We start from the raw sequence: 11,829 nt of genomic DNA on the forward strand, positions 1-11,829 counted from the left end.
CGCCGCTACCATTCGCGGAAGCGGAACGTAAAGCCAGTCCCAACGGGCCGAGCATAATACGGTTCCGAGCAAGTTGCCTACGTCAAACGCACTAGAAAGCGAGGGCTCAAGGCTTTGGCGTTTCGAGCCTGAAACGGGCGGCGCCGCCCTGGCCGAGCGGCTTTTCCAGCTCGGGTAGAATGGTTTTCAGTTCACCCGCCAGCGTCCACGGCGGATTGACCATCAGAAGACCGGTCGAGGTGAGGGGGCCGCCGGCCTGCTGCGGGGCTGCGCTGAACTCGAGCCGCAAGCATTTTCCCGCCGGCCTGCTTTCGGCCGTCACGGCGGCGACATGGCGCGCGAGTTCGTCGGTCATGCGCCGGCTCTTGACCGGGTACCAGATCAGATAGCTGCCGGTCGGCCATTTCGCGTAGGCCTCGGTAAAACCGTCGGCCAGGGTTTCGAACTCGTCCTTCTGTTCGAACGACGGGTCGATCAGCACCAAGCCGCGCCGCTCGTTCGGCGGCACGAAGGCCGGCAGTGCGGTCCAGCCGTCGAGGTCGACGATCCGCGCCTGGGTGTCGCGGCGCAGCGCGTCGATCAATTGCCGGTGGGCACTCTTTTCGATTTCGCACGCCGTCAGCCGATCCTGCGGCCGCAGCAGCGCACGCGCAATCAACGGCGATCCCGGATAGGCCTTCAGTTCGCCCGGCGGGTTGAACGCCCGGATGATATCGAGATACGGCCCGATCAGCGGCTGGGCCGCTTCCGAGAACCGTGCCGCCATCACCCGCGCAATTCCGGTCAGCCATTCGCCGCTGCGCTTGGCTTCGTCCCCGGTGAGATCATAGCGCCCGGCGCCGGCATGGGTGTCGATGACGCGAAAGGCGGCCGGCTTCTCCTGCAGATAGGTCAGCATGCGCACCAGCACGATGTGCTTGATGACGTCGGCAAAGCCGCCGGCGTGAAAGGCGTGTCGGTAGTTCATGGGGAGGGGTTACGACATCGTGCGGCGAAAGTAACGCCCGTCATTCCGGGGCGCACGATAGCGCGAACCTCAGGGGTGCAATTGCACCCCGGGGAATCTCGAGATTCCGGGTTCGATGCTGCGCATCGCCCCGGAATGACGGTGAATGTATTACCCGCCCCGTACCGGCGGCATCAGCACCTGGTCGCGCCGGCAGGCGCGGCGGTCGATTTCCTCGCAGGAGCGGAACTGGAGATCCTTGCTGAGGCAGATCCGGACTTCGCCGAGGCGCTTGGAGTCACAGGTCACCGAAACCGCCGAAGGGCTCAGGCCGGGATTGACCTTGATGAAGGCCGCCTCGATGTCGTCAGGGGCGATGGTTTTCGGTTCCGACAATTGCAGGAATTCCTCGGGGATTTTCACCGCCGCGCGGGCTTTGCGGATGGTCTCGAAATAGGCCCGGCCGCCGAGACCCGAACAGGTGCCGTGCTTCTTCCATTCATTGAAGATCAGGCCGGGCGCCGGCATCAGGTCCAGCATCGAGGTCATGATGTTGCGATCGAGCCATTCCGCCGACCGCTGGCAATATTCGGGAAAGCCGCGCTCATATTGCGGCCACAGGCCGTGCACCACGAACGAGAAGGGCCGGCCGGCGCACTGGGCGCCGGACCGGCCGTTATTGCCGCGTTCGGAAGCCTGCTCGCAGAACGAGGGCGACCAGGACAGCGACAGCACATAGAAATCGAATTCACCCGGGGTATTTTGCCGGCGGTCCTGGGCGGACGCCATCCCGGCGGCAGCGACCATGAGAACCAGCGAAATGAGAAGTCGGGAAATCGTGCGGGAAATAACGACTGATCGAAACATCAAACGCCCCTGTTACGCGCGCCCCTTTTGACGAGGCGATCCGAGCCTAGCAGGGCGCGAGAACATTTCAAGAACAAAATGCGATAAGTCAAAACATCCGCGCCGGCAGCCGCTATCAGGCGAACTCAGCCAGCGATCAGGCCTGAGAATCGGACGGAAATCAGGGGCGGCCGGCCTTGCAGCTCGGATTGTAGGCCCAGTTGCGATCGAGCCCGGTCACGCACCATTCGACGCCCTGGCCGTAGCCGGCAAAGCCGCCGTCCTCGACAATGGCGAAGTGCACCTGGCGCAACTTGCCGTCGCTCGTCATGACGTCGGCGGTGCAATAACGGCGCGGAATGTTGTCGGATTGCCAGGGCCGAAAGGCGGTCTCGTGGACCCGGCCATAGGCGGTGATCGTCAGCGACGAATTCCAGTAGGTGCTTTCCTTGTCCTGGAACTGCGAGGTGATGGTCGAGAGCGCCCGTTCGCACTCGGCGACGCGTCCGTCATATTTCGGTCCGAACAGCCCGAAGTTCAATTCGAGCGGATTGGCGGCCCGGGCCGGCAATTCAGATACCAAGAGGGCGCCGGAGGCCAAAACGGCCAACGCGGCCACCAGGCCGAGCGATTTCAGGAAGGGGTACAGGTTTCGCATGGGGATTCCGCCGGTCATCCAGTGTGTGGGACGGTGCCGTGAAGCCCGGACAAGGTCAAGTGCAACGCGGCAACACTTGGCGGACAAGTCGGTTTTTGGCCGCACGGCATTCTTTTCACGGTCGTCTACGCCCTCTATGGTGGGGCCAGAGCGAAATGGAGTCTGCGATGCGAATGATTGGGGCCGCGTGCCTGGTTGCCATCTCCGGGATGCTGGTGAGCGTACCGGCGCAGGCCGACTGGCTTAACTGGGTGCCGCCGTTCAAGGGCAACGACACCGGCGGCATTATCGCTTATTCGACGGCGACCACTGTCGATGTCCGCCAACTCGCGGTCGATCATTGTGCTGGTTACGGCAAGGTGGTGAAATTCCTCTCGGTCGAGCCTCATGACGGCGGCTATATCTCGTTCGCCTGCCGCTGGGTGCCCTACGGCGCCAACGAGCGGCCGTTGCGCGCCGCCTACTGAGCGGCAACACTTGGCCACTTAAGTCCCACCTCAACCTCAACAGGCACATCTCAATTGGCCGGGAGCGCGAGCATGACGCGACAGCTTCTCGCATTTGGTTCGGCACTTTGCCTGCTGGCGCTATCGCCGGCGAATGCGGCCAGCGCGGTCGAGTTGCCGGTGCGCAAGGCCGGCCTGTGGGAAATGAAGGTGCTGCACACCGGCTCGGCGGTGCCCGACATGACGATGCAGCATTGCACCGACGAGACCACCGACAAGGAGATGAGCACCTCGTTCTCGCCGATGGCCAAGGAGATGTGCTCGAAGCAGGACGTCCAGAAGACCGCGACCGGTTACGTCAGCGATTCCGTCTGCGGCATCGCCGGGATGTCGATCACCTCGCATTCCGAGATCACCGGCGACTTCAATTCGGCCTATACCGTGAAGTCGACCTCGCATTCGGAGCGTGGCCCGACCGGCGTGGCGCGCGATTCGACCACGACGATCGAGGCGAAGTGGCTGGGCGCCTGCAAGGCCGACCAGAAGGCCGGCGACATCATGATGCCCGGCGGCATGAAGATGAACATCAAGGATATGCAGAAGCTGAAGGACCTGATCCCCAAGCAACTGCCGAAGTGATCTTCGCTCGTCGCCTGTCCTGACGGAACGAACCTACCGCCTGACCACCGGATTTTCGCAGCGCGCGAAGCATGATAAAAAACACCTTCTCTTCCTGTCTGGCGACCGTCGCGCTGCTGTCGGCCTTCGACGTTCATGCAGACGAGATTTCGATTCGCAAGGCGGGGTTGTGGGAGATGAAGGAACGGCTAGGCGATCCGCCGGTGCCGGAGACCATGACGCACCAATGCATCGGCGAAGCCTTGCCCTCGACCAAGGAAGTCTGCTCCAGAAACGATATCAGGAAGACCGCGACCGGCTACATCGTCGATAGCGTGTGCAGTTCCGGCGATCTGTCGACCACACGGCATTCCGAAATTGTCGGCGATACGAACTCCCAATACATCGCAACGTCCACGACGCGTCGCCAACGCGGTTCGTCCGGTGTGCCGATTGAGCTGACCATGACGACGGAAGCGAAATGGCTGGGTGACTGCAAACCCGATCAGAAGCCTGGCGATATCATCATGATGCCCAGCGGGTTGAAGATGAACATCAATGACGCCCGCGAACACGATGGAAAATTGATTCTGCGGCTGAAATAACGGCGTCGTTGTCAGCTACACCGGCACCCTGACCGCCGCCCGCAATCCGCCCATCGGGCTGTCGCCGAGTGTGATGTCGCCGCCGTGCGAACGGGCGATGTCGCGGGCGATGGCGAGACCCAAACCTGTCCCGCCTTCGTCCTGGTTGCGGGCGTCGTCGAGCCGCAGGAACGGCTTGAACACTTCCTCGCGCATGTTGACGGGAATGCCAGGCCCATCGTCGTCGACGGTGACGGTCAGATAGCGGTGATCGCGGTGGCCGGTGATCGAAATGGTCTTGGCGTGCCGCGCGGCGTTGGAGACGAGGTTGGCGAGGCAGCGCTTGAACGAGGCCGGCTTGACGATCACGACCGGCAGGCCGTGGAACGTCACTGTGGTGGCATGGCCGTTGCGCTCGGCGTCGCTGCGCAATTCCTCCAGCGCCATCGTCATGTCGGTGGGCTGGGCGATCTCGCCGGAGTCGCCGCGCGCAAACGAGAGATAGGCCTCCAGCATCGCCGACATCTCGTCGACATCCTTGCGCATGCCGTCGACTTCGGGGCTGTCGCCGATCAGCGCCAGTTCGAGCTTGAAGCGGGTCAGGATGGTGCGCAAATCGTGCGACACCCCGGCCAGCATCGCGGTGCGCTGTTCGATCGTGCGCTCGATGCGCGCCTTCATTTCCAGGAACGCCTGCGCGGCGCGCCGCACTTCGCGCGCGCCGCGGGGACGGAAGTTCGGCGCCTCGCGGCCCTTGCCGAAGCTTTCGGCGGCGTCCGCCAGCCGCAGGATCGGCTTGATCTGGTTGCGCAGGAACAGCACCGCGACGATCAGCAGGATCGAGGAGGTCCCGAGCATCCAGAAGATGAAGATCTCCGAATTGGAGGCGTAGGCGGCGCTGCGCTGGGCGAATACGCGCATCACGGAATCGTCGAGCTGGATGCGGATTTCAACCAGGTTGGAATTGCCGACGGTATCGATCCAGAACGGTCGGCCGATCTGGCGGCCGAGCTGCACCGACAGCGTCTGGTCGAGCAGCGAGAAGAACGGTTTCGGGCCGGGCGGCGGCATGTCGCCGCCGGGCAGAAAGTCGACCACCAGTTGCAGCCGCTGCCCGATCCGCTTCAGTTGCGCGCGATCCTTGTCCTGCGGGTAGGATTTGTAGACGTCGATCAGGCTGGCGATGTCCTGCACCACCGCGGCCGACAACCGCCGCGTCACCGTATTCCAGTGCCGCTCCATGAACACGAAGGCGACCACGGTCTGCAGGATCACCATCGGCACGATCATGATCAGGAGCGCGCGGGCGTAGAGGCCGGTCGGCATCCAGCTCTTGAACGCGTTGCCCATCCAGCCATTGGCCGCGGACACGCGCTGCGACGCGTTGCGGATCAGGGTCAGGCCGGTGTCGAGCGTGCTCATGTCGGGTTTACAGACACATTACGGCGACGCCACCAGGCGATAGCCGATGCCGCGCACCGCTTGCAGGAACAGAGGATTGGCGGGATCCTTTTCGATCTTGCGCCGCAGACGGTTGATCTGCACGTCGACCGCGCGCTCGTTGACGGTGCCGCCGCCGGTCAGCGCCGCGCGCGGCACGGTCTCGCCGGGGCTGACGGCGAGAATGCGCAGCATTTCGCGCTCGCGGTCGGTCAGGTGAATGATCTCCTCGCCCTGGCGCAATTCGCCGCGCTCCAGATGATAGACGTAGGGCCCGAAGGCGATCTGCTCCAGCGTTTCCACCGGCGGCGGCGCGGTGCGCTTGAGAATATTGCCGATCCGTAACACCAGCTCGCGCGGCTCGAACGGTTTTGCGACGTAATCGTCGGCGCCAATTTGAAGGCCCTCGATCCGGGCTTCGGCTTCGTGGCGCGCCGTCAGCATGATGATCGGCACCGAGGAGGAGGTGCGAATGAAGCGCGCCAGATCGAAACCGGTTTCGCCGGGCATCATGACGTCGAGGATCAACAGATCAAAGTGAAGGCCGAGCAGCTTGGCGCGCGCATCGCCGGCGCTCGCCGCCGTGGTGACGCGATAGCCCTCGCCGGACAGAAAGCGCGACAGCAGATCGCGGATGCGGCGGTCGTCGTCGACCAGCAAAAGATGCGGGGCGTCGTCGGCCGGCTTCAGCGGCGCGCGCGCGGTGGCTGAGGCGATGGTTGCTGCTTGCACCAGGGTCACTCCCTAAGATTTCTTGCCGGTACCGAAGATCGCTTCCAGCACTTTATCCGGATCGTCGCGATCGATCATCGCGCGCAGGAACTGGCTGATGGCCGCGATGCCCGATGGATCGACCGCGCCGAGCGCGCGGGTGATGCGGTCGGTCTGCAGGCCGGCCAGTTTTGCGACCAATGCCTCGCCCTTTGGTGTGGCGTAAAGCAGGCGCTGCCGGCGATCGTTGTTGCCGGTCTTCTGGATGATGTAGCCCTCGTCCAGCAGTTGTTTCAGGACACGTCCGAGCGATTGCTTGGTGATGCGCAGGACATCCAGGAGATCGGCGACCTTGAGGCCGGGATAACGGTGGACAAAATGCATCACCCGGTGATGGGCGCGGCCGAAGCCGAAAGCCTCGAGCTCGTGGTCGGCGTCGCCGACGAAGTCGCGATAGGCAAAGAACAACAATTCGATGATGTCCCAGCGCAATTCGCCCGTCCGTGGGGTGGGGGACACGCCCTCGGTGCCCTTCGAATCGGGCTCGCCGGATGGCCTTGAGAAATTTATGTCAGTCATGTTGACATATCTTGGGTTCAATGTTACAAAACTGCCAGCCACGGCGAAACTTTAAGTCGTTTCGATCTTGTTTCGACCTTGGCGACGTTTCAAGCAGCCGGAAAAAGCCAGCAATGGCGGCAACGGCCGCGAATTTGACTACCGTGCGATTGTCGAGCGGCATTTCGGCAAACATACTGGACTTCGGCATTCCGCAAAAGCATGTCCTCAATGGACATGATGGCGATGGACACCGGTGGCAAGGCCCTTAAAGGTCACGGCTCGAAAAGGTCTTGGCTCTTGAGGGTTAGAACTGCCGGTGCAGGTGAGGTCCAGGCACCTTCAACGGCGCCAAGACGCCAGGCGCGCGATCCGCGCCAATCCGGGAGAGAGCCCATGTCGTTCAACAAGTCGGCCCAGCAGGCCCTCAAGGAAAGGCCGGCGCCAGAGATCGCACCGGCAGCAGGAAGCAAGGCCATGAGCGTGACATTCGACATCCAGCCGACGGCGACCCCGACCTCCGAGAAGGACCGCGCGGCCAAGCTGGTGGACCCCGGCTTCGGCCGGGTTTTCACCGATCACATGTCGATCGTCCGCTACAACCAGGCCAAGGGCTGGCATGGCGCGCGGGTCGAATCCCGCGCCAATTTCCCGCTCGATCCGGCGGCCGCGGTGCTGCACTATGCGCAGGAAATTTTCGAAGGCCTCAAGGCCTACAAGCGCGACGACGGCGGCGTGAACCTGTTCCGCCCCGACGCCAATGCCAAACGCTTCCACAATTCGGCCGATCGCATGGCGATGGCGCAGGTGCCGGAGTCCGTGTTCATCGAGGCGGTCGAGCAGCTCGTGCGGATCGACCGTGCCTGGATCCCTGGCGGCGAGGGCAGTCTCTATCTGCGGCCGTTCATGGTCGCGAGCGAGATCTTCCTCGGCGTCAAGCCTTCGGCGGAATACATCTTTGCCGTCATTGCCTCGCCGGTCGGCTCCTATTTCAAGGGCGGACCCGCGCCGGTGTCGATCTGGGTGTCGGAGAACTACACCCGCGCCGCGATCGGCGGCACCGGCGCCGTCAAATGCGGCGGCAACTACGCCGCCAGCCTGCGGGCGCAGGCCGAGGCGATCGATCACGGCTGCGACCAAGTCGTGTTCCTCGATGCGGTCGAGCGCCGCTATGTCGAGGAACTCGGCGGCATGAACGTGTTCTTCGTGTTCGACGACGGCTCGCTCTTGACGCCGCCGCTCGGCACCATCCTGCCCGGCATCACCCGCGATTCCATCATCGCGCTTGCCAAGGATGCCGGCATGCGCGTCCGCGAGGAGCTCTACTCGATCGAGCAGTGGCGCGCGGACGCCGCCAGCGGCAAGCTCAAGGAAGCCTTTGCCTGCGGCACCGCGGCCGTGATCTCGCCGATCGGCAAGGTCTGTTCGGGCAGTGGTGACTTCCAGATCAGCGGCGGCGTCGCCGGTCCGATCGCCATGGGCATGCGCAAGAAACTGGTCGACATCCAGTACGGCCGGACCAACGACCCGCACAACTGGATCAAGAAGGTTTTTTGATTTTTCTTCTCCCTCTCCCGCTTGCGGGGGAGGGGCGGGGTGGGGGTGCCAGCCACACGCACTGTCGCCCGCGTCGCCCCCACCCCAGCCCTCCCCCGCAAGAGCGGGAGAGGGAGCGAAGTCAGCACAGTTGCCGCCTTCCGCGTCGGCTGGTAAACGCCCGCATGGCTGAAAAACCCAAAAAACCGCAGAAACTACGCGCTCGGCTGCCGCGCGGGCTGGAAGATCGTGGCCCGGCCGCGATCGCGGCCACGCGCCAGATGGTCGAGAAAATCCGCGACGTCTATGAGCGCTACGGCTTCGAGCCGGTCGAGACGCCGGCGATGGAATACACCGACGCGCTCGGAAAATTCTTGCCTGACCAGGACCGGCCGAACGAGGGCGTGTTTTCGTTCCAGGACGATGACGAGCAGTGGATCTCGCTGCGCTACGACCTGACCGCGCCGCTGGCGCGCTATGTCGCCGAGAATTTCGATTCGCTCCCGAAACCCTACCGCAGCTACCGCGTCGGCTACGTCTATCGCAACGAGAAGCCCGGCCCCGGACGTTTTCGCCAGTTCATGCAGTTCGATGCCGACTCGGTAGGTGCGCCAACGGCGGCTGCCGATGCCGAGATGTGCATGATGGCCGCCGACACGATGGAAGCGCTCGGCATCCCCCGCGGCAGCTATGTCGTGAAGGTGAACAACCGCAAGGTGCTCGATGGCGTGCTGGAGGCGATTGGCCTTGGCGGCGAGGACAATGCCGGGCGTCGGCTGACCGTGCTGCGCGCGATCGACAAGCTCGACAAATTTTCCGCCGATGAAGTTCGCAAACTGCTCGGTCCCGGTCGTTGGGACGGTGGCGAAGAGGGCAAGGGCGACTTCACCAAGGGCGCGAACTTGAGCGCGGCGGAAGCCGATGTCGTTCTGGCCGTCACCGCAAAACGCGACGACTGGAAACAGGCGATTGCTGCGGCTGATACATATCTCAGCAAGAGCGAAGTCGGCCAGGCTGGCGTGAGCGAACTCGAAGAGATCGCCAAACTGGTCACCGCATCCGGCTATGGCGCGGATCGCATCAGCATCGATCCCTCCGTCGTCCGCGGTCTCGAGTATTACACCGGCCCGGTCTACGAGGTCGAACTCACGTTAGAGACCAAAGACGAAAAAGGCCGCCCCGTGCGCTTCGGTTCGGTCGGCGGCGGCGGGCGTTACGATGGCCTGGTCTCGCGCTTTCGCGGCGAGCCAGTGCCGGCGACGGGATTTTCGATCGGCGTGTCGCGGCTGCAGGCCGCGCTGACGATGCTCGGCAAGCTCGACACCAAGCCGGCGTTCGGGCCGGTCGTGGTCACCGTGTTCGGCGGCGAGATCGCGGGCTATCAGCAGATGGTGGCGAAGCTGCGCAACGCCGGCATTCGCGCCGAGCTTTATCTCGGCAATCCCAAGCACAGCCTCGGCCAGCAGATGAAATATGCCGACCGGCGCAACAGCCCTTGCGCGATCATTCAGGGCAGCGACGAGAAGGCCAACGGCAAGGTCCAGATCAAGGATCTGATCCTCGGGGCAGGGCTCACCGAGATCAAGGACCGCGAGGAATATCTGAAAAAGCAGACCGAGGCCCAGTACATGGTCGATGAGGCCGATCTGGTCGATGAGGTCCGAAAAGTCCTAGCCCGCCATGACGTGAAGTGGGGATAGCTATTCATTCAAGCCGTCATGCCCGGCCTTGTGCCGGGCATCCACGTCTTGTTTGATGGACGAGATCGTGGATGGCCGGGATAAACCCGACTATTGCGAAAAGAAAAACAACGAGGAGACCAAAATGCCTGAGATTACCGTGAGCATGGCCGCCGGCCGCACCGACGAACAGAAGGCCGGCATGATGCGCGACATCACCCAGGCACTGGTCAAGAACCTCGGCGTCGATGCCGATGCGGTCGTGATCCAGATCAACGAAGCGCCGCTGGCCCACAAGATGAAGGGCGGCAAGACCTTCGTCGAGCGCGCGGCAGCCGCGAAGAAGTAGTTTTCTCCGTCATTCCGGGGCGCGCGCAGCGCGAACCCGGAATCTCGAGGTTCCGGGTTCGTCGCTTTGCGACGCCCCGGAACGACGGCTGATCATCGGAATCCCCATGGACGCACGCGACGTCATCAAGATCGGCATGAGCGCCGAGCGTTTTCTCGTCGTGCCGACGGAGCGCACGGTCGGGCATTTCGTGCCCGGCATGCCGATGGTCTACGCGACACCGATGATGATCCTGGAAATGGAGCTGGCGTCGGGCGATGCGATCCGCGGCCATCTGCAGCCGGGCTGGGTCACCGTTGGCACCGAGGTCGATATCCGCCATCTCGGCGCGTCGCTGGTCGGCTCGACGGTGCGGGTGACGGCCAAAGTCTTTGCGGTGGAACGCCGCGTGATCCGCTTCGAGGTCGAAGCCTTCGAGGGCGAGCGCAAGATCGGCGACGGCCGCCATGCCCGTGGGCTTGTCAATGTTGAGACTTTTACCAGGCGGTTGCAGCCGAAGTGACAGTCCTCATCCTGAGGAGCGCGAAGCGCGTCTCGAAGGATGGGCCACGGGCGATATCCATCCTTCGAGACGCATCGCTTTGCGATGCTCCTCAGGATGAGGATCGGAGCTACTTCGCCAGATCCTTCGATCTTTGCGTCGCCGCGGCGACCGCGCGCGTCAGCAGCGTCTGCATGCCGCCGGTACCCATCAAGACTTCGAGCGCGGCGGCGGTGGTGCCTCCAGGGGAGGTGACGTTCTGGCGCAGGGTGGTCGACGTCAGCTCCGAGCGATGCAGCAGCTCACCGGAGCCGGCGACGGTTTCGCGCGCCAGTTTCGTTGCCAGCTCTGCTGGCAGGCCGGCCGCGACGCCGGCGCGGGCGAGTTCTTCGGCGAGCAGGAACACGTAGGCCGGTCCCGAGCCGGACACCGCGGTGACCGCATCCATCAGGCTTTCCTTGTCGACCCATTCGACCGAGCCGGTGGCGCGCAGCAGCGCGTCCGCGACCGCGCGCTGCGCGGGGCTGACTTTTTTCGCCGCCACCGCGACCGTGATGCCGCGGCCGATCGCCGCCGGCGTGTTCGGCATGGCGCGGACCACGCTGCCGCCCGAGCCTGCTTCAAACATGACTGATTCAAGCACGGCGATCGTGGTGCCCGCCATGATCGAGACCACCAAGGTCGACGGGCCGACGAAAGCCTTCAACGCAGCGCCGGCTTCGCGGAACGATTGTGGCTTCACCGCGACCACCAGCGTATCGACCTCGCCGGCTTCCTTGGCCTGTGGATTGAGGCGGATGCCTTTTGCGACGAGCGCTGTGATCTCAGGGGACGGATGCGGCTCGATCACCACGACGCGTTTGGCGTCGAGCCCCTGCGCCAGCCACCCGCTCAGCATCGCGCCGCCCATCTTGCCGGCGCCGGCAAGGGCGATGGTGCCGTGGACGTTTTTCAAAGCGTTGGTCGTATTCAAAGCC

14 protein-coding genes are annotated in these 11,829 nt (G+C 63.6%); 7 read left to right on the forward strand and 7 right to left on the reverse strand.

The annotated features are described in order from the left end of the window. Positions 1 to 106 precede the first annotated feature (106 nt). From BLS26_RS25180 to BLS26_RS25190, 3 genes are all read right to left on the reverse strand, one after another. Complete coding sequence (locus BLS26_RS25180; RefSeq protein ID WP_092515279.1) at positions 107 to 967, reverse strand: 23S rRNA (adenine(2030)-N(6))-methyltransferase RlmJ; 861 nt, start codon at positions 965 to 967, stop codon at positions 107 to 109. A 150-nt stretch (positions 968 to 1,117) separates the two neighbouring features. Continuing rightward, positions 1,118 to 1,753: a ribonuclease T gene (locus BLS26_RS25185; protein ID WP_371361019.1), complete on the reverse strand. Its 636-nt coding sequence runs from the start codon at positions 1,751 to 1,753 to the stop codon at positions 1,118 to 1,120. A gap of 220 nt (positions 1,754 to 1,973) precedes the next feature. Next, on the reverse strand, positions 1,974 to 2,450 hold the full coding sequence (locus BLS26_RS25190; protein WP_092515281.1) for a hypothetical protein: 477 nt from the start codon (positions 2,448 to 2,450) through the stop codon (positions 1,974 to 1,976). Between the two features lie 167 nt (positions 2,451 to 2,617). Between BLS26_RS25190 and BLS26_RS25195 the strand changes: the two genes are divergently transcribed. From BLS26_RS25195 to BLS26_RS25205, 3 genes are all read left to right on the forward strand, one after another. Further along, entirely contained in the window at positions 2,618 to 2,917 is a 300-nt protein-coding gene (locus tag BLS26_RS25195) for a hypothetical protein (protein WP_092515282.1), read from the forward strand. 72 nt (positions 2,918 to 2,989) lie between these two features. Beyond that, on the forward strand, positions 2,990 to 3,535 hold the full coding sequence (locus BLS26_RS25200; protein WP_092515283.1) for a DUF3617 family protein: 546 nt from the start codon (positions 2,990 to 2,992) through the stop codon (positions 3,533 to 3,535). Positions 3,536 to 3,606: 71 nt separating this feature from the next. Further along, a complete protein-coding gene (locus BLS26_RS25205; protein WP_092515284.1) occupies positions 3,607 to 4,119 on the forward strand; it encodes a DUF3617 family protein in 513 nt (170 codons plus the stop codon). Between the two features lie 15 nt (positions 4,120 to 4,134). Here BLS26_RS25205 and BLS26_RS25210 read toward each other — a convergent pair whose 3' ends face one another. Genes BLS26_RS25210 through BLS26_RS25220 form a run of 3 tightly spaced genes read right to left on the reverse strand, consistent with a single transcriptional unit; the run spans position 4,135 to position 6,828 of the window. After that, positions 4,135 to 5,520 (reverse strand): ATP-binding protein, encoded by a 1,386-nt coding sequence (locus tag BLS26_RS25210; RefSeq protein WP_092515285.1) that lies wholly within the window; start codon positions 5,518 to 5,520, stop codon positions 4,135 to 4,137. Positions 5,521 to 5,538: 18 nt separating this feature from the next. After that, on the reverse strand, positions 5,539 to 6,270 hold the full coding sequence (locus BLS26_RS25215) for a response regulator (protein ID WP_172804686.1): 732 nt from the start codon (positions 6,268 to 6,270) through the stop codon (positions 5,539 to 5,541). Positions 6,271 to 6,282: 12 nt separating this feature from the next. After that, complete coding sequence (locus BLS26_RS25220; RefSeq protein WP_092515286.1) at positions 6,283 to 6,828, reverse strand: MarR family winged helix-turn-helix transcriptional regulator; 546 nt, start codon at positions 6,826 to 6,828, stop codon at positions 6,283 to 6,285. A 456-nt stretch (positions 6,829 to 7,284) separates the two neighbouring features. Between BLS26_RS25220 and BLS26_RS25225 the strand changes: the two genes are divergently transcribed. The 4 genes from BLS26_RS25225 (at position 7,285) to BLS26_RS25240 (ending at position 10,873) form a co-directional block, all read left to right on the forward strand. Further along, a complete protein-coding gene (locus BLS26_RS25225) occupies positions 7,285 to 8,364 on the forward strand; it encodes a branched-chain amino acid aminotransferase (protein WP_092518546.1) in 1,080 nt (359 codons plus the stop codon). Between the two features lie 164 nt (positions 8,365 to 8,528). Continuing rightward, complete coding sequence (hisS, locus tag BLS26_RS25230; RefSeq protein ID WP_092515287.1) at positions 8,529 to 10,043, forward strand: histidine--tRNA ligase; 1,515 nt, start codon at positions 8,529 to 8,531, stop codon at positions 10,041 to 10,043. A gap of 124 nt (positions 10,044 to 10,167) precedes the next feature. Beyond that, entirely contained in the window at positions 10,168 to 10,371 is a 204-nt protein-coding gene (locus BLS26_RS25235; RefSeq protein WP_025590867.1) for a tautomerase family protein, read from the forward strand. Positions 10,372 to 10,477: 106 nt separating this feature from the next. Next, complete coding sequence (locus BLS26_RS25240) at positions 10,478 to 10,873, forward strand: thioesterase family protein (protein WP_092515288.1); 396 nt, start codon at positions 10,478 to 10,480, stop codon at positions 10,871 to 10,873. Between the two features lie 109 nt (positions 10,874 to 10,982). Here the strand turns inward: BLS26_RS25240 and proC are convergent, their stop codons facing one another. Further along, positions 10,983 to 11,762, reverse strand: coding sequence for a pyrroline-5-carboxylate reductase (gene proC / locus BLS26_RS25245; RefSeq protein ID WP_371361022.1), 780 nt, complete (start codon positions 11,760 to 11,762; stop codon positions 10,983 to 10,985). Between the last annotated feature and the right edge of the window lie 67 nt (positions 11,763 to 11,829).

The sequence above is a fragment of the Afipia sp. GAS231 genome (assembly GCF_900103365.1).
Taxonomy (GTDB): domain Bacteria; phylum Pseudomonadota; class Alphaproteobacteria; order Rhizobiales; family Xanthobacteraceae; genus Bradyrhizobium.